The organism is Streptomyces sp. NPDC002676 (genome assembly GCF_053592455.1).
Genome location: NZ_JBSFVT010000003.1, coordinates 448,028 through 471,991, shown reverse-complemented (window position 1 = coordinate 471,991; position 23,964 = coordinate 448,028). Strand labels below are relative to the sequence as shown.

General features: G+C 70.3%; 23 protein-coding genes, 1 tRNA gene and 4 pseudogenes. 16 read left to right on the top strand and 12 right to left on the bottom strand.

Annotated features, from left to right (window positions below):
- Positions 1–40: 40 nt before the first annotated feature.
- From ACWD3E_RS12480 to ACWD3E_RS12455, 6 genes and pseudogenes are all read left to right on the top strand, one after another.
- On the top strand, positions 41–799 hold the full coding sequence (locus ACWD3E_RS12480) for a Pr6Pr family membrane protein (protein WP_451387495.1): 759 nt from the start codon (positions 41–43) through the stop codon (positions 797–799).
- A 66-nt stretch (positions 800–865) separates the two neighbouring features.
- A tRNA-Pro gene (locus tag ACWD3E_RS12475) sits at positions 866–939 on the top strand.
- Between the two features lie 79 nt (positions 940–1,018).
- Positions 1,019–1,272: pseudogene (locus ACWD3E_RS12470) on the top strand (UDP-N-acetylglucosamine 1-carboxyvinyltransferase); the annotation flags it as partial.
- Positions 1,273–1,653: 381 nt separating this feature from the next.
- Positions 1,654–2,622, top strand: coding sequence for an STAS domain-containing protein (locus tag ACWD3E_RS12465; RefSeq protein ID WP_451387494.1), 969 nt, complete (start codon positions 1,654–1,656; stop codon positions 2,620–2,622).
- 199 nt (positions 2,623–2,821) lie between these two features.
- Entirely contained in the window at positions 2,822–3,334 is a 513-nt protein-coding gene (locus ACWD3E_RS12460; protein ID WP_451387493.1) for a DUF5994 family protein, read from the top strand.
- 139 nt (positions 3,335–3,473) lie between these two features.
- Positions 3,474–4,667, top strand: coding sequence for a PP2C family protein-serine/threonine phosphatase (locus tag ACWD3E_RS12455; RefSeq protein ID WP_451387665.1), 1,194 nt, complete (start codon positions 3,474–3,476; stop codon positions 4,665–4,667).
- A 2-nt stretch (positions 4,668–4,669) separates the two neighbouring features.
- On the opposite strand, the gene ACWD3E_RS12450 is transcribed toward ACWD3E_RS12455, so the two are convergent.
- Both ACWD3E_RS12450 and ACWD3E_RS12445 read right to left on the bottom strand, forming a co-directional pair.
- Positions 4,670–5,152, bottom strand: coding sequence for a DUF5994 family protein (locus tag ACWD3E_RS12450; RefSeq protein WP_451387492.1), 483 nt, complete (start codon positions 5,150–5,152; stop codon positions 4,670–4,672).
- 100 nt (positions 5,153–5,252) lie between these two features.
- A pseudogene (locus tag ACWD3E_RS12445) lies at positions 5,253–5,417 on the bottom strand (transcriptional regulator); the annotation flags it as partial.
- Here ACWD3E_RS12445 and ACWD3E_RS12440 point away from each other — a divergent pair.
- Positions 5,417–5,617 (top strand): annotated as a pseudogene (locus ACWD3E_RS12440) (aldo/keto reductase); the annotation flags it as partial. The pseudogenes ACWD3E_RS12445 and ACWD3E_RS12440 overlap by 1 nt on opposite strands.
- A 360-nt stretch (positions 5,618–5,977) precedes the next feature.
- Here the strand turns inward: ACWD3E_RS12440 and ACWD3E_RS12435 are convergent.
- The gene (locus ACWD3E_RS12435) at positions 5,978–6,952 is read right to left on the bottom strand and encodes a magnesium transporter CorA family protein (RefSeq protein WP_451387491.1); all 975 of its coding nucleotides are present in this window, start codon (positions 6,950–6,952) and stop codon (positions 5,978–5,980) included.
- Between the two features lie 141 nt (positions 6,953–7,093).
- Positions 7,094–7,624, bottom strand: a complete 531-nt coding sequence (locus ACWD3E_RS12430; protein ID WP_451387490.1) for a DUF5994 family protein — start codon at positions 7,622–7,624, stop codon at positions 7,094–7,096.
- Positions 7,625–7,902: 278 nt separating this feature from the next.
- On the opposite strand from ACWD3E_RS12430, the gene ACWD3E_RS12425 reads away from it, so the two are divergent.
- From ACWD3E_RS12425 to ACWD3E_RS12405, 5 genes are all read left to right on the top strand, one after another.
- The gene (locus ACWD3E_RS12425; protein WP_451387664.1) at positions 7,903–8,463 is read left to right on the top strand and encodes a DUF5994 family protein; all 561 of its coding nucleotides are present in this window, start codon (positions 7,903–7,905) and stop codon (positions 8,461–8,463) included.
- Positions 8,464–8,467: 4 nt separating this feature from the next.
- The gene (locus ACWD3E_RS12420) at positions 8,468–8,692 is read left to right on the top strand and encodes a hypothetical protein (RefSeq protein ID WP_451387489.1); all 225 of its coding nucleotides are present in this window, start codon (positions 8,468–8,470) and stop codon (positions 8,690–8,692) included.
- A gap of 106 nt (positions 8,693–8,798) precedes the next feature.
- Entirely contained in the window at positions 8,799–9,059 is a 261-nt protein-coding gene (locus ACWD3E_RS12415) for a hypothetical protein (protein ID WP_451387488.1), read from the top strand.
- Positions 9,060–9,142: 83 nt separating this feature from the next.
- The gene (locus ACWD3E_RS12410; RefSeq protein WP_451387487.1) at positions 9,143–9,415 is read left to right on the top strand and encodes a hypothetical protein; all 273 of its coding nucleotides are present in this window, start codon (positions 9,143–9,145) and stop codon (positions 9,413–9,415) included.
- A 161-nt stretch (positions 9,416–9,576) separates the two neighbouring features.
- Positions 9,577–9,831 carry a hypothetical protein gene (locus tag ACWD3E_RS12405; protein WP_451387486.1) on the top strand — a complete coding sequence of 85 codons (255 nt, stop codon included), beginning with the start codon at positions 9,577–9,579 and terminating at the stop codon, positions 9,829–9,831.
- Positions 9,832–10,031: 200 nt separating this feature from the next.
- On the opposite strand, the gene ACWD3E_RS12400 is transcribed toward ACWD3E_RS12405, so the two are convergent.
- The gene (locus tag ACWD3E_RS12400; RefSeq protein WP_451387485.1) at positions 10,032–10,784 is read right to left on the bottom strand and encodes a helix-turn-helix domain-containing protein; all 753 of its coding nucleotides are present in this window, start codon (positions 10,782–10,784) and stop codon (positions 10,032–10,034) included.
- 221 nt (positions 10,785–11,005) lie between these two features.
- On the opposite strand from ACWD3E_RS12400, the gene ACWD3E_RS12395 reads away from it, so the two are divergent.
- From ACWD3E_RS12395 to ACWD3E_RS12385, 3 genes are read left to right on the top strand one after another with little or no spacing between them, the layout of a single operon-like run.
- Positions 11,006–11,671: a DUF4097 family beta strand repeat-containing protein gene (locus tag ACWD3E_RS12395; protein ID WP_451387484.1), complete on the top strand. Its 666-nt coding sequence runs from the start codon at positions 11,006–11,008 to the stop codon at positions 11,669–11,671.
- A 33-nt stretch (positions 11,672–11,704) separates the two neighbouring features.
- Positions 11,705–12,667, top strand: a complete 963-nt coding sequence (locus tag ACWD3E_RS12390) for an ATP-binding cassette domain-containing protein (protein WP_451387483.1) — start codon at positions 11,705–11,707, stop codon at positions 12,665–12,667.
- Entirely contained in the window at positions 12,664–13,455 is a 792-nt protein-coding gene (locus tag ACWD3E_RS12385; protein WP_451387482.1) for an ABC transporter permease, read from the top strand. Before ACWD3E_RS12390 ends, ACWD3E_RS12385 begins: the two co-directional genes overlap by 4 nt.
- 134 nt (positions 13,456–13,589) lie before the next feature.
- On the opposite strand, the gene ACWD3E_RS12380 is transcribed toward ACWD3E_RS12385, so the two are convergent.
- The 3 genes from ACWD3E_RS12380 to ACWD3E_RS12370 all read right to left on the bottom strand — a co-directional run bounded on the left by ACWD3E_RS12380 (position 13,590) and on the right by ACWD3E_RS12370 (position 18,342).
- Positions 13,590–14,126, bottom strand: coding sequence for a hypothetical protein (locus ACWD3E_RS12380; protein ID WP_451387481.1), 537 nt, complete (start codon positions 14,124–14,126; stop codon positions 13,590–13,592).
- A gap of 127 nt (positions 14,127–14,253) precedes the next feature.
- Positions 14,254–15,771, bottom strand: coding sequence for an alkaline phosphatase (locus tag ACWD3E_RS12375; protein ID WP_451387480.1), 1,518 nt, complete (start codon positions 15,769–15,771; stop codon positions 14,254–14,256).
- Positions 15,772–16,071: 300 nt separating this feature from the next.
- A complete protein-coding gene (locus tag ACWD3E_RS12370; protein ID WP_451387479.1) occupies positions 16,072–18,342 on the bottom strand; it encodes a heavy metal translocating P-type ATPase in 2,271 nt (756 codons plus the stop codon).
- A 198-nt stretch (positions 18,343–18,540) separates the two neighbouring features.
- Between ACWD3E_RS12370 and ACWD3E_RS12365 the strand changes: the two genes are divergently transcribed.
- Positions 18,541–19,470, top strand: coding sequence for a hypothetical protein (locus tag ACWD3E_RS12365; RefSeq protein ID WP_451387478.1), 930 nt, complete (start codon positions 18,541–18,543; stop codon positions 19,468–19,470).
- A gap of 12 nt (positions 19,471–19,482) precedes the next feature.
- On the opposite strand, the pseudogene ACWD3E_RS12360 reads toward ACWD3E_RS12365, so the two are convergent.
- The 4 genes and pseudogenes from ACWD3E_RS12360 to ACWD3E_RS12345 form a co-directional block, all read right to left on the bottom strand.
- Positions 19,483–19,699 (bottom strand): annotated as a pseudogene (locus ACWD3E_RS12360) (diaminopimelate decarboxylase); the annotation flags it as partial.
- Between the two features lie 180 nt (positions 19,700–19,879).
- Positions 19,880–22,432, bottom strand: coding sequence for an ATP-binding protein (locus tag ACWD3E_RS12355; RefSeq protein WP_451387477.1), 2,553 nt, complete (start codon positions 22,430–22,432; stop codon positions 19,880–19,882).
- Between the two features lie 2 nt (positions 22,433–22,434).
- Positions 22,435–23,118 carry a response regulator gene (locus tag ACWD3E_RS12350; protein WP_451387476.1) on the bottom strand — a complete coding sequence of 228 codons (684 nt, stop codon included), beginning with the start codon at positions 23,116–23,118 and terminating at the stop codon, positions 22,435–22,437.
- A gap of 135 nt (positions 23,119–23,253) precedes the next feature.
- Positions 23,254–23,961 (bottom strand): potassium-transporting ATPase subunit C, encoded by a 708-nt coding sequence (locus ACWD3E_RS12345; RefSeq protein WP_451387475.1) that lies wholly within the window; start codon positions 23,959–23,961, stop codon positions 23,254–23,256.
- Positions 23,962–23,964: the final 3 nt, after the last annotated feature.

Sequence of the window (23,964 nt, the reverse complement as noted above, 5' to 3'; positions counted from 1 at the left end):
CCAAATGGCCCCATGACTGCCCTCTCCCTAGCGTGAGGGCATGACCGCACCGATACCCAGGGACATCCCGGACCTGCCCGCGGTCCCGGGCCCTCCCCTGCTGCTGCCCGCACCGGTCCCGGCCATGGCGGTGACAGGCCCGACGCGCCGCCCCCTGGCGGCGGTGTTCCGTCTCCTGACCGCCCTGGCGGCGGCTGCCGCGGTGGCCCTGGAACTCCTGCTGGGCTCCCCGGCCCGGACGCTGAGCTACTTCAGCGTCCAGGCCAACATCCTGGTGGCCGTAGTCATGCTGATGTCGGCATCCAGGGCCTGGCGGGCCCGCCGCCCGGTGCCCGCGTCCGTGACAGGTGCCACACTCCTCTACGCGGTGGTCACTGCGCTGGTCTACCACCTGCTCCTGGACCACACGACGCCTCCGTTCTCGATGACGGACGCGACCACGGCCCCGGTGCGCTGGCACGCCCAGTGGGGGGTCCTGCAGCTCCTCCACACGGCCGTCCCGGCAGCGGTCGTCCTGGACTGGCTCCTCCTCACCCCCGCGGCCCGCCTCCGCCTCCGCCCCGCCGCGGCCTGGCTCCTCTACCCCCTGGCCTACCTGGTCTTCTACCTGACCCGAGCGGCCTTCCTGTCCCCCTCCACCCCGTCCCGCTACCTCTACCCCTTCCTGGACGCAGCGGCCCACGGCTACCGCAGCACCCTGGCCAACGCCCTCCTGCTGGGCCTCGCCATCTACGCCCTGGGGGTCCTCCTGGTGGCCCTGGACCACACCCGCCCGACCCCGACCCGCCGCCGCTTCTGAACCGGATTTCGTCTCCAGCCACCTGTGGGCTAAAGTAAACGACGTCGCCGCGACAAGCAGCGACATCGGGGTGTAGCGCAGCTTGGCAGCGCGCTTCGTTCGGGACGAAGAGGTCGTGGGTTCAAATCCCGCCACCCCGACAGCCGTAACACCAAATCAGGCCCGGTGCTGAGAGATCAGCACCGGGCCTGATTTGTTGTATGCCTCCGCTTTGGGAGCAGCCTCTTGCCCCAACTCGCGCGCCTGGACGCCGAGATCCACAAGCCCTCCCCCACCGAGTGCCGCTTCACCGGCCCGCAGCAGCTGACAGGCGCAGGGGTGGAGGCCACCGACATCCGCACAGGGTCCGCCCTGCTCATCGCCGGCCTCACCGCTCGCGGCGTGGCGGCCTCGAACAGCTCCGGCGCGGCCATGCTGACCTGCCCACCAAGCTGCACGCCCTCGGCGCCGACATCTGCGAGGTCAACCCGTGAGCCGACAGCTCCGGCGGATCATCGCCTGCCTTGCCGGTCTCCGGCGAGCAGCAGCCGGAGAGCGCGGCGTGCCTAGCCAGGGCATTCGAGGAGACGTGCGGACCTCGACCGTGCCCTCAGCGGGAGGGCCCTGGCGCGCCCTCGGCGCAGCCGCTTCCGGTTGCGGCCGACGTACGGTTGAAGTACCGAGGGCATCACGCACTCCGGCTGCCACGCCGGGTCGTCCTCGGCGAGAGACGAGTCCGGGCCGCCCCAATCGTCGGCGCGGAGACGGGTCGGCATCATGTCCGCCGCGGTCGAAGCAACTCCGCGCGAGGTCGTCATGGCTGGGGCCGCGCTGAGCACCCGCGCGGGTCCGCGCCCCCACCAAGGGGAGGCGTGATGACCCTTTCCCGGCTGGACATTCATAGGCGGAACCGAGGGGAGCGGACGTTCGTCACGCTTGCCGGTGACATCGGGCCGGCCACGACGCCGCTGCTGCGGGCCGCGTTGGAGCAGTGTCTGCTGGACGGTGTCACCGTGATCGACATCGACCTGACCACGGTCGGCTCATGCGACGCGGGGGGCCTGGATGTCCTCCGATCGGCATCACTGCGCGCCGGCCGGGTCCACGCCTGCCTGAGGCTGCAGCACCCGTGCGCGCAGATCACCCGGCTCCTCGATGTCACCGGATCCACTTCGCTGCTCCTTACGGCCCCCGTGAGCCCCGTCGCATCCGGCGACCTCATGAGTACCGCGACGCGGACGCTCGGGGACCCCGCTCGTCGGGGGCCGGGTCAGCCGGTCCTCAAGGACGGGATCCGGCTTCGCCGGCTGACCCGCTGGCAGGCCGAAGACATGCGCGAGGACATCGCGGACCTGGCTGCGGAATCCGTCGCGGGCACCCCCGGTGAGGCATACCACGACCGTGGAGACTTCCTGCACCGCCTGGCGGTCACCGCCCACCGCCCCGGCTTCGCCGTGCTGGTCGCAGAGACGACGGTGCTGGTCGGTTGCGCCTTCGGTTTTCCGGTGGGTCCTGACGGTTCCGGCCGGCGGGGGTTCGACGGAACGCTCCAGGGGATCATCCATCGGCTCACCTCCCGCGCACGGTTCGTCGTCCTCACCCAGGTGGTGGCCCATCCGCACGCTCAGCACCGCGATATCGCCCGCCGCCTGCAGCAGCGTCTGCTCACAGACCTGCACTCCTGCCTCGGGGTCACCCTGCTGCATCCTGCCGACCAGGCAGGACAAGCCGCCTTCTCGTCCTGGGGTTGGCAGAACATGGGTGAGGTCGTCGGGCTGCCCGGCGCCGTCGCCCCCTGTGTGCTGACCCTGTCCGTCGAAGGGCTGGCCTTGGCACGCCGATGATTTGGCAGAGGGGCGATGAGCCGGCGGTCGTACCGGCCGGCTGTCTGCCTCTCCGCGATGGCTGCGCACCAGGCCGCCCGCCACGGCCGGGAGTAGCCTGACACGTACCGAGAGCTTTCGGGCGCACGACCACGGCGGCGCCGTTCCCGGCGAGTGGCAGACACGGGCGGCCGGAAGCCGCCCGGAACGGGATCGCACGATGAACGCCATCACAGAGCCCGCCGAAGGTACGGCACCAGATGAAGGCCGCTCCTACCGGATGCCCTTGCCCCGGCTGCGCCTCACGGCGGGCGTCAGCCATGGCCCGCTGGACGGCGCGTGGTGGCCGCGCTGCGACGCACTGGAACTGGAGCTGCCCGCGCTGGTCGGCTCCTTGGATCCGAGCGTCGGCACCGTCACCCGCGTCACCGTGGGGACCGCCACCTGGCCCGATGCCCCGCAGGAGGTGATGGCGCCCGGCCATGTGATCGAGGTGGTCCTGACCGATCTTGCCACCGAGGTGCATGCCATCACCGTGGACTGCGGCACCGTGGGACGCTGGGAACTGCTGGTGATCCCCCCGGACGAGCCGGCCGGAGCCGCCACCCGACTGCTGACCGCTGCCGCCGACCCCGGGAACCCACTGTCGGCTCCGCGCCTGCTGGCACTCGTCGAGAGCGGCCTCGACGGACAAGACACATGGGAGTCGGAAGGAGGGTCCGGACTCAGGTGAGAGGCCCGATCCGGACGGACCCGGGTGACGGGGCCAGTCCCGGGGCATCTACGACCCGTCGATGGAGCGATGACACTGGCAGACCCTGCACCGTCCCAGCCCGCCGCTCCGATCGACTCGGATCATGGCGGGTGAGGGGATGACGGCCGGACAGCGCGCGGACCGCTCCGAGAGCTTCGGGGAAGCTCTGCTGGGAGAGGTCCTCGATCGCGCGCATGAACTGCCGCCCCATCTCATCGGGCCATTGGTCGCTGACGTGGTGGAGCGGCTCGGGGGTCGCCGGCCGCAGGTGCTGCTGCAGGACTACGGCCAACTGCTGCTCGTCCCCCTGCCCGGCGACGGCCTCACGGACGGGGAACCGCAGGTGATCGACGACTCCGAGGCGGGCCGCTGCTTTCTCGACGCTCACCCCGTCGAGCTGCCCGAGGACGACGGCGTGCGAATCCTGCTGCCGCTGCTGGACGGCGGCGATCAGGTCGGAGTCATGGCAGTGACGTTGGACGGCGTCGATGACCAGGACCGCCGCATGCTGCGCAGGCTCGCCGGCCTGGTGGCCGACCTACTGGTGACCAAGCACGGCTACTCCGACCTCTTCTTCGGTGTCCGACGCAGCGAACCGATGAGCGTCGCCGCCGAGATCCAGTGGGCCCTGCTGCCACCGCTGGCGATGATCATGCCTCGGATCGCCGTGGCCGGGATCCTGGAACCCGCCTATGACGTAGCGGGTGACAGCTTCGACTACGCCCTCAACGGAGACGTCCTCCACGTGGCCATGATCGACGCGATGGGACACGGCCTGGACGCGGCCACGATGGCGACCGTGGCCATCGGCGCCTACCGCCACGCCCGCCGCGCCGGCACCGGACTGCCGGAGATCTACGCCTTCATGGACCGCGCAGTGGCGGACCAGTTCGGCCCCGAGCACTTCGTCACGGCGCAGATGCTGCAGCTGGACACCACGACGGGGCATCTTCAGTGGGTCAACGCCGGGCACCCGTCACCGATGCTCGTCCGTGATCACCGCGTCACACTCCGGCTGACCGGTCCGACGACCCTCCCTGTCGGCTTCGGGGGTCCGCAGCCGCAGACGAGCGAGATGAAGCTGGAGCCGGGGGACCGCCTCCTCTGCTTCACCGACGGACTGATCGAGGAGCACGATGCCGGGGAGGAGGAGTTCGGGGAGGACCAGATGATCGACTGGGTGAACCAGTTGGAGAGAACCGGCCGCGGAATCCGGGCGATGGCGCGCTCCCTGTCCCACACGCTCAAGCGGGCGCGGGGCGGACACACCACGGATGACGCGACGCTGCTCCTGGTGGAGTGGCGCGGCTGACCTCACTCCGGCGGCACCTGCGCGCTTCGGGTGTCGATGAGGATCTGATTCGCCTGGGTGACGTTGTCCGCCCGGACGGCCTGGGCCATCGCGGCGCGGGCGGCCTCGGGTGCTGTGTCCGGCGGAACCACCAGCAGCGAGAAGATGTCCTGGTCGCCTCGGGTGATCAGTACAGTGTCGTCGCCCAGCGGAAAGCAGTCGATGTGCACCACCCGCTCGTCGACGACGATCCGCGTCGGAAGCCCTTCCCAGGCCGTGGCGTCCAGCCCGACGCGCGTGAGGGGGCCGAGATGGCCGGTGAGGGCGCTGAGCAGCGCGGGCAGCTCGGCGGCGATGTCGCGCGACCGCGGCCACCACGCACCGTCGAGGACACCTTCGCGCGACTCCGTGGTCTCCAGCCGGAGCAACGCATACCCCGGCTGCACGGCCTCGTGAACACCGCTGGGCAGATGCCGGGAAACAGGCCGTGCATCGGAGCCGGTCATAAGGATCACCCGTCTTCGGGAATCGGGGCGATCACAGGACTCGCCTCGCCTTTTACACGCTACTCCTCGTGCCACGGGCGCCGACCTGCTGGGCACGGGGTCAGCTCGGTCGGGGTGAGGTGCTTCTGTCCGAGGAGCCTGAGCCGGGCATGGCGGGTGCGGTCATGTCGAGCAGAAGCAGGGCGTCGTGGTCGGGAGTTCCGGGTTCGGCGGTGTAGACACCGATGCGCTGGCCTGGGGTGCCCTCGACGTGCAGGGACTGGGCTCACCCAGCGCGGCGTCATCGCCATCCCCAAGTCCGTGCGGCCCGAGCGCATGGCCGAGAACATCGACATCTTCGACTTCGAGCTCACCGACGACCAGATGGCCCAGATCGCCACCCTCGACACCGGCGGCTCCCTGTTCTTCGACCACCACGACCCCGAGATCGTCACCTGGCTCGCGGGGCGCCGCCTCGACGCCTGAACCGGACAGACCCCGAACAGAGCCAGCCCGCACAGGGCAGCAGAACTGGGAGCCATCTGGGAGCCAACCCGCTCCCCAAGCCCCTTCGAGACCATCCGAGACCACCGCACCCCAACGCCCTGACCAGGCAAAACAGCAAACCGCCCGGTGGCGGTCATGACCGAACCTCATTCGGGACGAAGAGGTCGTGGGTTCAAATCCCGCCACCCCGACAGAGAAACACCAGGTCAGGCCCGGTGCTGAGAGATCAGCACCGGGCCTGATCTGCTGTATGGCCCCGGTTTGGGAGCCATTTGGGAGCCGACTTCGGAAACCGGCTCCCAGGGCCCGTCTGCCGACGAGCACGCAGGAACTGTGCGGTCAGAGCCAGTCCCAGTGCTTGAAAGCGAAGTACAGCGTCAGAGAGACAACGACGATGACGGCGCTGGAAACGATGAAACCCGACTGGTGTCCGAAGCCGGGGTAGGGAAGGTTCTGTCCGTAGAAGCCAGTGATCGCCGTGGGCACGGCGATGATCGCGGCCCAGCTCGTCACCTTCTTCATGATCAGGTTCATCCGGTTCGCCTGCACCGACAAGTTGGTCTCCATCACCGAGGCCACCAGGTCGCGCAGCGACTCCGTCCATTCGCCGGCACGCAGCACGTGGTCGTACACATCTCGGTAGTACGGCAGCAAGGGGCCGTCGACGACGTCGAGGTCGGGGCGCATGAGGGCATTGACGACCTCCCGCATGGGCAGGACCACGCGACGGAGCCGGACCAGTGATTTCCGCAGGGCGTAGGACTGGCGCTGTACGGTCTGGATCTGCCGGCCGCCTTCGTCGAAGAGCAGATCGTCCAGTTCCTCGATACGTTCGTCGAGTTGCCGTACCGCGGCGAAGTGCCCGTCGACGACATGGTCGAGCAGGCCGTGGAGCAGAAAGGCGACCCCGTGCGCTGCCAGAGCCGGGGTACGGTCCCACCGGGCGACCAGCTCGTCGAGGGCGAACGCGGCGTCCTTGCGGACCGTGATCAGCGCCTGTGGCGTGAGGATGACCGCGAGCTCGCTCATCGTGAGTCCTGCGCCGTCCGGATCGACGGCGACCGCGTAGACACTGAGGAAGTGATGGGTGCGGTAGTTGTCGAGTTTCGCCCGCTGTCCCTCGTGCAGCGCGTCCTCGAGAGCCAGCTCGTGGAGACCGAGTTCCTCTCCGACCGTCGTGAACTCGGCGCGGTTCGGGCGGTACAGGTCCAACCACACAGTCGAAGACGGATCCGCCAGATGCCGGGAGATGTCCCGGACCGGGAAGTCTTCCTCGACCAGGGAGCCGTCGCGGTACAGCCGAGTACGGGCCATGTCGCGCACCCTAACGGCGTCGGCGGAACATCAGCGGACACCACTACCGGGCATCCACTCCGACGGGCGGCACCGCCTCGATCGCCTTGAAACAGGCGCCGCCCGGCAAAGACGCCCTACGGGCGCCCGGACCTCCAGACGTCATTCCTCGGGCTCGTGGCGCTCCTCGCCGGTCCGAGAGCCCTCCGCAGGAATCGGGTATGCCTGATGGGTGCCGGTGTCGATGAGGATCTGTGCGGCATGGGTGACGTTGTCGGCCCGGACGGCCCTGGCCATCGCGGCACGGGCGGCGTCGGGTGTCGCGTGCGGCGGGACCACGAGAAGGGAGAAGTGGTCCTGGTCGCCCCGAGTGATCAGGACGGTGTCATCACCGACCGGGAAGGAGTCGATATGGACGACCTGGTCGTCGACGACCAGGCGCGTGGGAAGTCCATCCCATGCGGTGGCGTCCAGGCCGACGCGCGTGATGGGGCCGAGGTGCCCGGTCAGCACGTGGATGAGGTCGGGCAGCTCCGCGCCGATGTCGCGGGAACGCGGCCACCACGCGCCGTCGAGGTTGCCTTCCCGAAAATGTGTCGTCTCCAGCCGCAGCAGAACTGTCCCGGGCTTCGCGGCCCGATGGATCGCGTCCGGCAGGAGCCCGGGGGCGCGAGGGATGTCGGATTCGGTCATGGTGTGTCCGCCTGTCTGCGGGATTCGGTGTCGCCGCCGAACGCGGGACCTCGTCCTCTCACCGTAAGTCGTGCGCCGCCGCACCGGCTGCGCTCGTCGGCGGTTCCGGACTCGTTGTCTCTCGGTGAAATGCCTGCTCACGCGCACGTTCCGGGGCTTCGGAGCGGCGTAGAGTGAAAGCACCGGGAGTACTTCGCACACCGGCCGCCATGTCGGTGTCGTTTCTGGCGAACAACAACACCGGCCTCCAAGAGGAGGCTCGGGGACAGGTCCGCGTCATGACCGCGACCACCGAACCTACGATCATCAAAGAGCGCCTGCCCTCGGCGTCGGCCCGGCTGTCCCTGACCCCGACCGGCTCGGTTCCAGGTCTTCTGGACGGTGCCTGGTGGCCCCGCTCCCGTGATCTCTTCCGGGAGATCCCCACTCTGACGGACGCGCTGGACGCGTGCTGGGGCCGGATCACCCACGTCACCGTGAACCCGGCCCACTGGCCCGTCATCCCGCGCAAGGTCCCCGTCACGGGGCACACGGTGCATGTCGGCTGGTTCGCCGACGAGCAGGACCCGAACAAAGTGATGCTCCTCTCCTACACGGTGGGCCGCCTGGACCTGCTGGTGATCCCTCCGGAGACGGAGCCGGCCGCCGCCGCCCGGCTGATGGCAGCAGCAACCGTTCCGGGAGGTGTCCGCACCGCCAGCGGTCTGATGGCCGACGAGGCCATCAGTCACGACGCGGCAGAGGCTCAAACCCGGGAAGAGGAATGGGAGACCGACGGCGGAGCCGCTTCGGCGGCCGGAGCCGCGATCGGGATCTCGAGTTCCGCCCCGAGGAGGTGAGGACGTGGAGACCGCCGTCACCGTCGCCGTGATCATCTTCGTGATCATCGCGGGAATGTTCCTGATCCACCGGCTCAACGCGCAGCATGACGAAAGGATCGGGGCGTTCCGCTACAGCGACGCCCTACCGGGAATCGGTCGGCGGACCCGTAAGAGCCCACGTGCCACCGTGCCGAAGGGTCCTCCCGCCGATACCACACGCCGTGAGCATCGAGAGGGGAGCCGCTGATGACGCCGACCTGCTTCCAGCCAGGGTGGGGGTGGGGCGAACGGCCGTCACACCTACCGGCACGTCGCCCCTGATGCACGTCGTCCTTAGTGAGCAAGGGATCACCATGAAGTCACCGGAACTGCCGTCGGCCGGGCACGCGGAGGTTCGTATCGTCGCCGCGGACCCGGAGACGGCTCGCCATGTCGCGGAGGCTCTCCGCCGTTGTTTCGCCGCCACCGAAGCGCGCAGCTACCCCGCAGGCACCGACGGCGGAACACGCCTCCACCTCACCGTGGACACCACGCGCATGGCGGAGCCGGTGCGCTCCTGGCTGTTGACCAGCCAGTCCTCCCGGGACGATCACACACAGCCGGACGAAATCTGAGGAGGATGCCCCTCAGCGGGGAAGGAGGACACCGCCCCAGACGTACGGGTTTCCGTCAGCGCCGGCACGAGAGGCAGGCGACCATGGCGACGTTGCACGAGCGGCAGCACTACCGCGAGGCGATCATGAAGACCCTGTACGAGGCCATCGAAGGCAATCGCCTCCTCGGCCTCACCGGGGCGCAGCTGCGCGAGGGCCTCGCCATGCCCGAGGAGGACCTGGCCGCCGCCTGCACGTACCTGGCGGCCGAGGGACTGATCCAGGTCGACTGGGCGCGAGGAAACACACCCGCGATGGTCACACTGCTGCACAAGGGGATCCGGCTCATGGAGACCGAGGAGAAGGACAGTGACTGACACGGCGCACACCGCCCTCAGGGCTCCGGCCAGCCACATGACAGCCATGTCCTCCCCATATGACCGAAATGGCATCCCGGGCATACCCTGGTGAGTGGGCCGGTGCACTCTCACGTGCAACGACCCGGAAGGGCGGCCCCGGTGTGTATACGCCGGGGCCGTTGCGCCACCGGCTAGACGGTGAGGGCCCCATCGCTCAGGCAGCCGACCTCGGATGGCGGGTCTTCGCCTCAGCACCCCTGTTCGGCGGCGAACTGCCCCAACTGGGCACGTGTGAACCCACCGCGCTGCTGAACCCGGAACTCACCGCCGCCCAGGCATGCCTGCTCGCAGCAGCCTCCTGCCCCGGGGTGACGCGGATTCTGCTCTCCGCCTCCAGCCCGGCTCACTGGGCCGAGGCGCAAGCGGCTCTGTGAAGCCTGGCCATCCCGGTCCCCACCGAGACGCCGCTTGCTCTTGCGCGACACATCGCCGGGCTCGGGGCCCCGGCGGACTGGGCCGAGGCCGCCGGTTACTGCAGTACAGGTCAGGGGCCTGATCCGCGAGAGCGGGTCGGGCCCCTGACTCGTTTCCTGGGGCTCTTGGGAGCCATTCGGAATCCGGTGCGTGCGCTCCATCAGTGTTCTGAGCTTGGCTCGGCAGTGCCGTCTGAGGTTGTTTCGGGTTTTGTGAGGAGGACCTCGCGGGCCTGTTCCGCGGCGCGGGTCATGGTCTCGCTGATGAAGTCGATGTAGCGGGCGATGTTTTCGAGGCGGGTGGCGGCCGGGGTGGCGGAGCCGAGGATGGTGACGCCCTGCCGTGCGGTCTCGGCGAGTTGGGCCTGGGAGCGGGCGGCGGCGAGCGTCCCCTGGTAGAAGAGTTCGTTGTCGACGGCGTAGCGGTCGCGACGGCGTTCGTCGCGTTCCCTGCGGATGAGGTCCTGGCCTTCGAGGAACGTGACCGCTTTGGAGATGGAGGCCGGGCTGACCTGGAGGTGCCGGGCGAGTTCGGCCGCGGTGAGGCTGCCCGCGTCGGTGATGTAGAGGCAGGTCAGGACCCGGGACATCATCTTGGGCAGGCCTTGCTGCATGAGGAGCGTGGTGAACGCCTCCTCGTACTCGCGCACCGCCTCGGGGTCGCGTCCGTGGACCTGCGGGGGTGTCGTCGATTCCCGGGGTGCGGTCTGCCTGCGGCGGTGGGCGCGGCGTTCGGTGGCGCGGTGGGCCAGGTCGGCGCGGTAGGCGGTGGGGCCGCCGTTGCGCATCACCTCGCGTGTGATGGTCGAGGTGGGGCGGTCGAGGCGTCTGGCGATCTCCGCGTAGGCGAGGCCGTCGGCCAGTCCCAGCGCGATCTGCTGGCGTTCCGACTGGGTGAGTCTGCCTCCCGGCATCGCGGTCTCCTTCGTGGTCCGTGGTGTCTCCAGCATAGCGTTCACTCTCAATTCATTGCAACGAACAGAGTAGGTTTGTTGCGTTAGATTCAGATCCATTGCAACGATTTCTCGGCCTCTACCTGCGACAATGCAAGTTGCACGCAACGAGCACGTTGCCTAGTTCATGAACGCAACGTAGCTTTTCCAATGTCGGAAACAACGAGCCGAAGGAGAGCACGATGCAGAAGTTCAGCACCACCACCCCGGTGACCACCGTCCTCGACATCCCCGCCGGACGCGTCCAGTTCATCGGCGCCGACCGGGCCGACACCACGGTCGAGGTCCTGCCGTTCAACGCCGCCAAGAGCCGCGACGTGAAGGCGGCGGAGCAGATCGAGGTCACGTACAGCGACGGCGTCCTGCGGATCGTGGCCCCGGAGGCGAAGAACCAGCTCTTCGGCCCCTCCGGATCCGTCGAGGTGACGGTCCAGCTGCCCGCCGGCTCCCGTATCGAGGGCAAGGCCGCCAGTGCCGAGTTCCGCGGCGTCGGCCGCCTCGGCGACGTCGTCTTCGACGGCGCGTACCGCCAGATCAAGATCGACGAGGCCGCGAGCGTCCGCCTCACCGCGATCGACGGCGACGTCGAGGTCGGCCGGCTGGGCGGCCCCGCGGAGATCAGCACCGCAAGGGGCGACATCCGGATCAGCGAGGCCGTGCGCGGCACGGTCGTGCTCCGCACCCAGTCCGGCGACATTTCGGTCGTCGCCGCCGCCGGCGTCTCGGCCGCCCTGGACGCCGGCACCAGCTACGGCCGCATCAGCAACGCCCTCAAGAACGATGGCACCGCCGAACTCGACATCCGCGCCACCACCTCCCAGGGCGACATCACCGCCCGCAGCCTGTAGACACCCGCAGCCACTAAAAGGGGGGCACCTCTCATGACCGACCTGGCCATCGCGGCGAACGGGCTGCGCAAGTCCTACGGCGACAAGACCGTCCTGGACGGCGTCGACCTGGCCGTCGGGGAAGGAACGATCTTCTCCCTGCTCGGCCCGAACGGCGCCGGCAAGACCACCGCCGTCAAGATCCTCTCCACCCTCATCTCCCCCGACCCCGCCAGTGGTCAGATCCGCGTCGGCGGTCACGACCTCGCCACCGACCCGCAGGCCGTGCGCGCCGCGATCGGCGTCACCGGGCAGTTCTCCGCCGTGGACGGCCTCATCACCGGCGAGGAGAACATGCTCCTCATGGCGGACCTGCACCACCTCTCCAAGCGCGAGGGACGGCAGGTCACCGCCGGACTGCTGGAGCGCTTCGACCTCACCGAGGCCGCGAAGAAGCCCGCCTCCACCTACTCCGGCGGCATGAAGCGCCGCCTCGACATCGCCATGACCCTGGTCGGCAACCCTCGGATCATCTTCCTCGACGAGCCGACCACCGGTCTCGACCCGCGCTCGCGGCACAACATGTGGCAGATCATCCGCGAGCTCGTCTCCGACGGCGTCACCGTCTTCCTCACCACCCAGTACCTGGAGGAGGCCGACGAGCTCGCCGACCGCATCGCCGTGCTCCACGACGGCAGGATCGCCGCCCAGGGCACCGCCGAGGAACTGAAGCGGATCGTCCCCGGCGGGCACGTCCGGCTCCGCTTCACCGACCCGGCCGCGTACCGGAGCGCCGCCTCCGCCCTGAGCGAGGCCTCCCGGGACGACGCGTCCCTCGCCCTGCAGCTCCCCAGCGACGGCACCCAGCGCGAGCTGCGCTCCATCCTCGACTGGCTGGACGCGGCCGGCGTCGAGGCCGACGAGCTGACCGTGCACACCCCCGACCTCGACGACGTCTTCTTCGCCCTGACCGGCGGCACCGGTATCCCCAACCAGTCCAAGGAGACTGCCCGATGAGCTCCCTTTCTCTGGCCGTACGCGACGCCTCCACGATGCTGCGCCGCAACCTCCTGCACGCCCGGCGCTACCCGTCGCTCACGCTGAACCTGCTGCTCACCCCGATCATGCTGTTGCTGCTCTTCGTCTACATCTTCGGCGACACCATGAGCGCGGGCATCGGCGGCGGCGATCCGGACCGCTCCAGGTACATCGCCTACATCGTCCCGGGGCTCCTGCTGATGACCATCGGCAGCACCACGATCGGCACCGCGGTCTCCGTCTCCAACGACATGACCGAGGGCATCATCGCCCGCTTCCGCACGATGGCGATCCACCGCGGTTCCGTGCTCATCGGACACGTCATCGGCAGCGTGCTGCAGTCGATCGCCAGCGTGGTCCTCGTCGGCGCCGTCGCCGTGGCCATCGGCTTCCGTTCCACCGATGCCGGTGTCCTGGAGTGGCTCGCGGCGTTCGGACTGCTCGTGCTCTTCGCCACGGCGCTCACCTGGATCGCGGTCGGCATGGGCCTGGTCAGCCCGAACGCCGAGGCCGCCAGCAACAACGCCATGCCCCTGATCCTGCTGCCGCTCCTGTCCAGCGCCTTCGTCCCCCTCCACTCGATGCCGGGCTGGTTCCAGCCGATCGCCGAGTACCAGCCGTTCACGCCCGCCATCGAGACCCTGCGCGGCCTGCTGCTCGGCACCGAGATCGGCCACAACGGCTGGCTCGCCGTCGCCTGGTGCCTGGGCCTCGCGGTACTCGGCTACTTCTGGTCGACCTCGAAGTTCAACGCCGACCCGAAGTAACCGCCATGACAACGCGGGGCCACCTCCCGCAACTCGTCCCACCCGAGGGCGGCGTACACCGACAACCGTCGGCGTACGCCGCCCCGTTCGTGTGCGCTCAGGGCTGTGTGCGTGACCTGCCGGCTTGCGGTGGGCTACTCGTTGACCAGTACGGGGATGGAGACGACCGCGGCGGCCGGGGTGCCGGTGAGGTGCTTGGCGGGGACGGTGAAGTCGATGCCGTCGCCCACGGCGCGCGGGCCCTTGTGCTGGTCGTTGCCCTGCGCGTCCTCGCCTTCCTCCTGGTACTGGAAGGTGCCGGTGCCCAGCAGGCGGCCGTGGGCGTCGTAGTAGGCGGCGCGGAGTTCCAGCGCGAGGACGTCGCTGACGTCGGAGGTGATGGTCAGGTGGCCGGTGACCGCGGGCTTGTCCGTGAGCGTCAGGCTCTTGAGGCGCAGCCGGTCGGTGAACGGGCCGTCCTCGATGCGGACTTCACCCTTGCGCGGGGCCGGGGAGAGCGTGGGCGCCGGGGCCGGCTCGGTGCGCGGGGCGGGCAGGGCGACTCCGGCGGCGGAGGCGCGCGGCTTCGGGTCGCCCGGGTGGTCCGAGTGGCCGCTGCAGCCGGTGAGCGCCACCAGGGCGGGGACGAGGAGGCCGAGCGCGGCGGCCTTGGTGCGGGTGAGCGGGCTCATCGGGCTTACTCCCGGGGCGTCGTCGGCGTCCGGAACGGTCCGTGCGGTCCGTGACGTCGGTCCATGCGGTACGTCGGTACGGGCGCGGGGCCGGGCGTGGGACGTGTGCCCGGCCCCGCGAGTGGCGTCAGCTGGTGCGCGGAGCCATGCCGAACAGGGAGCGGTACATCTTGCCGTACAGCTCGATGTTGTTCTGGCTGGTGGCGAAGCGCTTGCCGCCGGGGCCGTACGCGTAGATCGGCACGTCGGCGCCGGTGTGGTTGCCGGAGAGGTAGGACAGCCAGAGGCTGGCCTCAGGGCTGCCGTCCTTGACGTCCGCCGGGTCGTCGGGCGTACGGAACGTGGCGGGGCCGAAGTTCTTCGCGTCGCCCGCGCCGCCGCCGTTGACGATGCCCGAGGAGCGGGCCGGGTCCTTGACGTTGGCCGCGGCCGAACGCGACGGGGCCGAGTTGTTGGCCGGGTTGCCCGCGTCGGTGTTGGCCGGCGGGGCCGCCGCCTCGGCGTTGGTGAAGGAGCCCTTCTCGATGATGTTGAAGCCTGCGCACTCGTGGTCCGCCGTCACGACGACCAGGGTGTGGCCGTCCTTCTTGGCGAAGTCGACCGCGGCCTTCACGGCGTCGTCGAACGCCTTGACCTCGGCGAGGGTCTGCGCGGCGTCGTTGGCGTGCGAGCGCTTGTCGATCTGGGCGCCCTCGACCTGGAGCAGGAAGCCCTTCCTGGAACGGCCGTTGAGAAGGGAGATCGACTTCTGGGTCATCTCCGCCAGGGTCGGCTCCTGCTGCTGCGGGGCGTCCGCGGGCAGCTGGGCCTTGGCCTGCTCGACGGTCAGGTTGCCGCGGTTGAACAGGCCGACGACCTTGCCGCTCTTGACGTTCGCCAGGTCCGCCTTGGTGGCGACCTTCTGGCTGGCGGCGGTCTGCGCGGGCAGCGACGGGTCACCGAAGCTGCCGAGCACCTGGTAGCCCTGCGACTGCAGCGCCTTCTGGTCGTCCGGCTCGAAGCGGGCCAGGCCGCCGCCGAGGATCACGTCGGCGGTGCCGTTGCGGGCGATCTGCTCGGCGATCGGCGTGATCAGGGTCTGGTCGGCGGGCTTGTCCTCGAGGCTGCCGTCGGCCTTCTTGGGCAGGCAGGAGGCGTCCGAGTAGACCGGGCCCTGGCAGCCGCGCAGCAGCGCGTGGCTGAACTGGGCGGCCGGGGTCGCGTCGGTGATCTCGGCGGTGGAGACGTTGCCGGTGGCGAAGCCCGCAGTGTGGGCCTGCTCCATCAGCGTCGTCACCTTCTTCTCGTTGGTGTCGACACCGATGGCGGCGTTGTACGTCTTCACGCCGGACGACCAGGCGGTGGCCGAGCTGGCGGAGTCGGTCACCAGCGACGGCTGGCTGGTGCCCTTCTCCACGGCGTACGTGGCGACGGCGCCGTAGTTCGGCAGCTGCTCCATGTTCAGCTTGCCGTTCGCACCGTAGTAGCGCTCCCGGGCTGCGGTGACATGGGTGCGGCCCATGCCGTCGCCGAGCAGGTAGATGACGTTGTGGATCTCGTGGTCCTGACCCCCCTGCTGAGGCGTCGAGTTGGCCGCCACGGCCGTACCGGCGGCGAGCGCGCCGGTCGTGGCGAGGACCGTCAGGAGTCTGACGGATCTGCGCATGCGGATGCTCCTAGGAGGCTGGGCGCCACGACCCGACCCCCCTGTTGCGTGCCGGTCGCGAGCGCGCCCGGACTGGCCGGGCGGAGCGAAGGTAAGAGCAGGGTATGAACACGCCGCGATCTCGACGTGTCGTCGAAGAGAACACGTTGACGGTCGGCGGCGATCAGCGGCTGCCCGCCAGGAGCCCGCGCGGCTCGATCTCGTCCCGGATCGGCCGGACCGGAGCGCGTGAGCCGCCGGCCGCGCCAGGGCGCCCACCGTCTGCCGGAAGACGGTGGGCGCCCTGGGCGCGGCCGTGGTTCAGCGGTCGGTGGCCCGGAAGCGGCGCAGGCGCAGGCTGTTGCCGACGACGAAGACCGAGGAGAAGGCCATCGCGGCGCCCGCGATCATCGGGTTGAGCAGTCCGGCAGCGGCCAGCGGCAGAGCGGCGATGTTGTAGACGAAGGCCCAGAACAGGTTGGAGCGGATGGTGCCGAGGGTCTTGCGGGCGAGCCGGATGGCGTCGGCCGCGACCCTCAGGTCCCCGCGGACCAGGGTCAGGTCGCCGGCCTCGATCGCCGCGTCCGTGCCGGTGCCCATCGCCAGGCCCAGGTCGGCCTGGGCGAGAGCCGCCGCGTCGTTGACGCCGTCGCCGACCATGGCGACCGAACGCCCCTCGCCCTGAAGGCGCTTGACAACGTCGACCTTGTCCTGCGGCAGGACCTCGGCGATCACGTGCTCGGGGGCGATGCCCACCTCGGCGGCGACGGCCTCGGCGACCGCCCGGTTGTCTCCGGTCAGCAGCACCGGGGTCAGGCCGAGGGCGCGCAGCCGGCGGATGGCCTCGGGGCTGGTCTCCTTGATGGCGTCGGCGACTTCGAGGACCGCGCGGGCCTGGCCGTCCCAGGCGACCGCGATGGCCGTACGACCGGCGGCCTCGGCGGCGGACTCGGCCCGCTTGAGTTCGTCCGGCAGGGACATCGCCCACTCCGCCAGCAACTGCTCCCGGCCGACGAGGACGGCGTGTCCGTCGACGACGCCCTGGACGCCGAGGCCGGGGATGTTGGCGAAGTCCTCCGGGGCGGGCAGGGTGCCGACGCGGGCGGCGGCTCCGGTGGCGACGGCCTGGGCGATGGGGTGCTCGGAAGAGTGCTCCAGGGCGCCGGCCAGGCGCAGGACGTCCTTCTCCGCGGTGCCTTCGGCGGTGTGCACGGCCAGCAGGGTCATCTTGCCGGTGGTGACGGTGCCGGTCTTGTCCAGGACGATGGTGTCGACCTTGCGCGTGCTCTCCAGCACCTCGGGGCCCTTGATGAGGATGCCGAGCTGGGCGCCGCGTCCGGTGCCGACCATCAGCGCGGTCGGCGTGGCGAGGCCCAGGGCGCAGGGGCAGGCGATGATCAGGACGGCGACCGCGGCGGTGAAGGCGGCGGTCAGCCCCGCGCCGTTGCCGAGCCAGAAGCCCAGGGTGGCGATGGCCAGGGCGATCACGACGGGGACGAAGACCCCGGAGATCCTGTCGGCGAGGCGCTGGGCGGCGGCCTTGCCGTTCTGCGCGTCCTCCACCAGCTTCGCCATCCGGGCGAGCTGGGTGTCCGCGCCGACCCGGGTGACCTCCACGACCAGCCGGCCGCCGGCGTTCAGGGTGGCACCGGTGACCGCGTCGCCGACGCTCACCTCGACGGGCACGGACTCGCCGGTGAGCATGGAGGCGTCCACGGCCGAGGAGCCCTCGACGACCGTGCCGTCGGTGGCGATCTTCTCGCCGGGACGGACGAGGAAGCGGTCACCGGCCTTCAACTCCGCGACGGGCACGAGTTCTTCGCGGTCGCCGCGCAGTACGGTGACCTCCTTGGCGCCCAGTTCCAGCAGGGCCTTGAGCGCCGCGCCGGCCCTTCGCTTGGAGCGGGCTTCGAAGTACCGGCCGGCCAGGATGAAGGCGGTCACTCCGGCCGCCGCCTCCAGGTAGATGTTCCCGGCACCGTCGCTGCGGGCGATGGTCAGCTCGAAGGAGTGCGTCATGCCGGGCATGCCGGCCGTCCCGAAGAACAGCGCCCACAGCGACCACAGGAACGCGGCCGACGTACCGACCGAGATCAGCGTGTCCATGGTGGCGGCGCCGTGCCGGGCGTTGGTCCAGGCGGCCTTGTGGAAGGGCCAGGCGGCGTACGTCACCACGGGCGCCGCCAGCGTCAGCGACAGCCACTGCCAGTACTCGAACTGCAGCGCCGGGACCATCGCCATCGCGATCACCGGCACGGCGAGCACCACCGCGGTGATCAGCCGCTCCCGCAGAGGCCGCAGCTCGTCGGCCTCCGTCCCGGCGGAACCGCCGCCGGACTCCGCCGCGGTGCGGGCGGCGGGCTGGGGCTCGCGGGCGGTGTAGCCGGTGGCCTCGACGGTCGCGATCAGGTCGGCGACGGCTATGTCCTCGCGGAAGGTGACCTTGGCCTTCTCGGTCGCGTAGTTGACGGTGGCCTCGACGCCGTCCATGCGGTTGAGCTTCTTCTCGATGCGGGCGGCACAGGAGGCGCAGGTCATGCCGCCGATGGCGAGTTCGACCTCGGCGGCACCGGGTGTCGTGGTGGTGGTCATGTCTGCTCCTCGCGTCGGTCTCGGACCGGACGGACTCAAATACCCATGGGGGGTATCTGGCGAACGATTCCATGTATACCCCCCAGCCGTATGCGGCGCAAGGGAATCGCAGACTTGACTTAGTACCCCCTGGGGGTATGTTGAAGTGCGTCGAGCCGCCAGCGGACGGCCGAGAGGCCAAGAGACGAGGAGCGCCCCATGAACACCGGACTGCGGATCGCCGTCTTCACCGCCGCGCTCGCCGCCACCTTCGGCACCGCCTACGGCGTGGGCAACGGCGTCGGAGAGATCAACACCCAGAGCAGGCACGCGGCACACGGGAAGCACGCACACGGTGAACACGGCGAGCACGATGCCCACGGTGAACACGGCGGAGGCCACACCTCAGCCGCGCTCCCCGGAGGCCTCCAGATCTCCGACGGCGGCTACACCCTCGACCTGAAGACCCCCACCCTCAAGCCGGGTAAGACCACCGACCTGCGTTTCACGATCACCCAGGACGCCACCGGCCGCGCACTCACCGCCTACCAGCGCGAGCACACCAAGGAACTGCACCTGATCGTCGCCTCACGCGACCTGACCTTCTACCGCCACCTGCACCCCACCCGCGCCGCCGACGGCACATGGTCCACCCCCGTGAACCTCCCCAAGGCCGGCACCTACCGCGTCCTCACCGACTTCGCCCCCCGCGGCGGCACAGACCTCACCCTCGGCGCCGACCTCACCGCGGCAGGCACCTACACCCCCGCCCAGCTCCCCCCGGCCAAGTCCACGGCCGAGGTGGACGGATACGAGGTCACCCTCCGCGGACACCTCACCCCCACCCAGGCCGGCCGGCTGACCCTGACCGTGACCCGCAACGGCAACCCCGTCCACGACCTCCAGCCCTACCTCGGCGCCTACGGCCACCTCGTCGCCCTGCGCGCCGGAGACCTCGCCTACCTCCACGTCCACCCCACCGGCGAACCCGGCGACGGCACCACCACCCCCGGCCCGGACATCACCTTCACCACCACCGCACCCAGCACCGGGACCTACCGGCTCTTCCTCGACTTCAAGCACGCCGGCAAGGTCCACACCGCAGCCTTCACGGTCCAGGCGAACGGGACGGCGGCGCACACCAGTTGACCGCCTCAGCGCCTACAGGCCCACGTCGCGGCTGCGCAGGCCCTCCAGGGACTCCCGGCGGATCAGCGAGGTGGTAGGCGCCGGCGACGGGGACGGCAAGCAGGTCGCCCGGGTGTACGTCGGCGGGGAGCGCCACGTCCGCCGCGAGGACGTCGCCCGCCTCGCAGTGCCGGCCCACCACGGTCACCCGGGCCGGGGCGGCGGCAGAGTGCCAGTCCAGAAGTCGGGGGGTCCGGAGGTCCGGAGGTCCGGAGGTCCGGAAGTCCGGAAGGCCCCGGACGCGGGGAGGCTGACCGGGGCTCGCCTTCGACGCTATCCCCGCTGCCCCCGGTTCCCGGCCGGCCCCTGACGAGACGCTGACGGCGACCCGTACGACCTTGACGGGACGCTGACGGGGCCGCCCCGGTGCTCAGTTCGCCACCCCCGACGTGGAGCGGTCCGGCCGGTCCGGGGCGGGGGTGCGTTGCGGGGCCGTCGGGACGCTGAGGACCATCGTGAGGCCGCCGCCGGGTGTGTCCTCGGCGTGCAGGGTGCCCCGCATGGCCTCCGCGAAGCCGCGCGCCACGGCCAGACCCAGCCCGACACCGGCGCCGCGCGGCGAGTCGCCGTACCGCTGGAAGGGCTCGAAGATGCGGTCCTTGGCCTCGTCGGGGACGCCCGGCCCGCGGTCCACCACCCGGACCTCCACGCGCTCGGCTATCGCGCTCGCGGACACCAGCACGGTCGTGCCGGCCGGGCTGTACTTGACCGCGTTCTCCACGACGTTGGCGACCGAGCGTTCCAGCAGGCCCCGGTCCACGGCGACCATCGGCAGAGTCTCCGGGACGTCGAGGTCCACGCTGTCCTCCGGTACGCCCCCGAGCGCCATCGGGATCACCTCGTCGAGGTCGGTCTCGCGGATGATCGGGGTGACGGTGCCGGTCTGGAGGCGGGACATGTCGAGCAGGTTGCCCACCAGGTGGTCGAGCCGGTCGGCGCCGTCCTCGATGGCCGCCAGGAACTCCGCCTGGTCCTCCTCGGACCAGGCGACGTCGTCGGAGCGCAACGAGGTCACGGCGGCCTTGATGCCGGCGAGCGGGGTGCGCAGGTCGTGACTGACGGCGGCGAGCAGGGCAGTGCGGATGCGGTTGCCCTCGGCCAGCTCCTTGGCCTCGTCCGCCTTCTGCTGCAGGCGCCGGCGGTCCAGGACGACGGCGGCCTGGGCCGCGAAGGCGGCGAGCACCCTGCGGTCCTCGGCGGGCAGCACCCGGCCCGACAGGGCGAGGGAGAGGCGGTCGCCGACCGGCACCTCGACGTCCGCGTCCTCGGGCGCGGCGCAGGGGCGGGGGCCGACGCTGCCCGCACAGGTCCAGGGCGCGACGTCGCTCTCGCGCTCCAGCAGGGCCGCCGACTCCATGCCGAAGGTCTCCCGGACCCGCTCCAGCAGCGCCTCCAGGCTGGTCTCGCCGCGCAGCACGTTGCCCGCGAGGAGGCCGAGGATCTCCGACTCGGCGCGCAGCCGGGCCGCCTGGTGGGTGCGCCGGGCCGCCAGACCGACCACGGAGGCGACCGACACGGCGACCCCGAAGAAGATCGCTATGGCGACCATGTTCCGGGGGTCGGCGATGGTCAGCCTGTGGATGGGAGGCGTGAAGTACCAGTTCAGCAGCAGGGACCCGAAGGCCGCCGAGGCCAGCGCGGGCAGCAGGCCGCCGAGCAGCGCCGCGGCCACCGTCAGCGCCAGGTACAGCAGCATGTCGTTGGCGAGGCCGACGTCCGGGAACGTGCTGTTCAGCAGCCAGGTCAGCAGTGCGGGCCCGGCGAGGCCGGCGAGCCAGCCCCAGACGATCCGGGACCGGTCGAGCCGCGTGCCCCGGGCCACGGGCAGCCCGCGGCCCTTGCCCGCCTCGTCGTGCGTGATGAGGTGGACGTCGAGGTCGGGGCCCGAGTCCCGGGCGACCGTGGCACCGACGCCGGGCCCGAAGACGTACTGCCAGTCCTTGCGGCGGGAGACGCCGAGGACGATCTGGGTGGCGTTCACGCCGCGCGCGAAGTCCAGCAGCGCGGCCGGGATGTCGTCGCCGACGACGTGGTGGAAGGTGCCGCCCAGGTCCTCCACGAGGGTGCGCTGGACGGCGAGTTCCTTCGGGGAGGCGGCGGTCAGGCCGTCGCTGCGGGAGATGTAGACGGCCAGTACCTCGCCGCCGGCGCCCTTCTCCGCCAGGCGGGCGGCGCGGCGGATCAGGGTCCGCCCCTCCGGACCGCCGGTCAGACCGACCACGATCCGCTCGCGCGAACCCCAGATGGTGGAGACCCGGTGCTCGGTGCGGTACTCCTGGAGGTAGGCGTCGACCCGGTCGGCCACCCACAGCAGCGCCAACTCCCGCAGGGCGGTGAGGTTGCCGGGCCGGAAATAGTTGGACAGGGCCGCGTCGACCTTGTCCGGCTTGTAGATGTTGCCGTGCGCCATACGGCGGCGCAGGGCCTGGGGCGACATGTCGACCAGTTCGATCTGGTCGGCGCGGCGGACGATCTCGTCGGGAACGGTCTCGCGCTGCCGCACCCCGGTGATCGACTCCACGACGTCGCCGAGCGACTCCAGGTGCTGGATGTTGACCGTCGAGATCACGTCGATCCCGGCGGCCAGCAGCTCCTCGACGTCCTGCCAGCGCTTGGTGTTGCGGGAGCCGGGGACGTTGGTGTGCGCCAGCTCGTCGACGAGGGCCACCTGGGGGCGCCGGGCGAGCACCGCGTCGACGTCCATCTCGGTGAACGTGCTCTCCCGGTACGCCAGTTCCGCCCGCGGCACCTGCTCCAGGCCGTGCAGCATCACCTCGGTGCGCGGCCGGCTGTGGTGCTCCACGAAGGCCACGACACAGTCGGTGCCCCGCTCCACCCGGCGGTGCGCCTCGGAGAGCATGGCGTAGGTCTTGCCGACGCCGGGTGCCGCGCCGAGGTAGATCCGGAGCTTGCCGCGTGCCATGTTCATCCTTCGAAGCGGTAGCCCATGCCGGGCTCGGTGATCAGATAGCGGGGGTGCGAGGGGTCCGCTTCCAACTTGCGGCGCAGCTGGGCCATGTAAACCCGTAGGTAGTTGGACTTGTTGCTCTGGGAGACGCCCCACACCTCGTGCAGCAGGTGTTTCTGGGTGATCAGGCGGCCGGGGTTGGTCACGAGGATCTCCAGCAGGTGCCATTCGGTCGGGGTCAGGCGGACGTCCCGCCCGGCCCGTACGACCTTCTTGGCGAGCAGGTCGATGGTGAAGTCGTCCGTCTTCACGTGGGTCGTCTCGGGCGCGAGCGGGGTGGCCTCGGTGCGGCGGACGGCCGCGCGCAGCCGGGCGAGCAGTTCGTCCATGCTGAACGGCTTGGTGACGTAGTCGTCGGCGCCGGCGTCGAGCGCGGCCACCTTCTCGTCGGACGACTGGCGGGCGGACAGGACCAGCACCGGGACGCGGGTCCAGCCGCGCAGGGCCTTGATGACGTCGACGCCGTCCATGTCGGGCAGGCCCAGGTCGAGCATCACCACGTCGGGCTGGCGGGCGGCGGCCAGGCGGAGCGCGGTGGCCCCGTCGGGCGCCGCGTCGACGCCGTACCGACGGGCCTGCAGGTTGATCACGAGGGCCCGTACGAGCTGCGGGTCGTCCTCCACCACGAGCACCCTGGTCATGGGTGTGTGCCTTTCCTGTCGTACGGCGGACCATCGGGGAGGCTGGGGAGTGGGCAACGGATGTCATGACTGCGGGAGCCGGCGGTCCGGGATGGTTCCCGGACCGCCGGCTCCCGCGTGTGTCGCGTAACCCCATCAGTGCTTCGCCGCGAGGTCCTTGAGCGCGATGTTGAGCTCCAGGACGTTCACGCGGGGCTCACCGATGAAGCCGAGGGTGCGGCCGGTCGTGTGGTCCTTGACCAGCTTCTCCACCTGGGCGACCGACAGGCCGTTCTTGGCGGCGACCCGGTGGGCCTGGAGGTCGGCGTAGTCCGTGGAGATGTCCGGGTCCAGGCCGGAGCCGGAGGAGGTCACCGCGTCGGCGGGGACGTCCGAGGGCTTGACCGTGTAGCCGGGGACGGAGTTGTCCTTGACCACGGCGGCCTGGGCGGCGACGACCTGGGCGCAGAGCGTGCCGTCCTCGGGCTTGTCGGGGCACTTGCCCTTCACCGCGCCGCTGTCGGCGGCGAGGTTGGTGGCGCCGGACAGGATCAGCTTGTACTGCGTGTTCACGCTGTTGCTGCCGAGCCCGTTGGCCGGGCGGCCCTGGAACCACTTCAGGTCCGCGTCCGGGGTGTCCTGGCCCTTCTTCAGCGGCAGGTTGTACGACTGCCCGATCAGGGAGGAGCCGACGACCTTGCCGTCCGACTTGATCTCCGAGCCGTTCGCCTCGTCGTGGAACAGACCCTGGGCGATCCCGGTGACGACCAGTGGATAGATGACGCCCGTCACCAGGGTCAGGACCAGCAGGGCCCGCAGGCCCGCTCCCAGCAACCGGGCTGTGTTCACAAAGGAGTTGTTCATGGC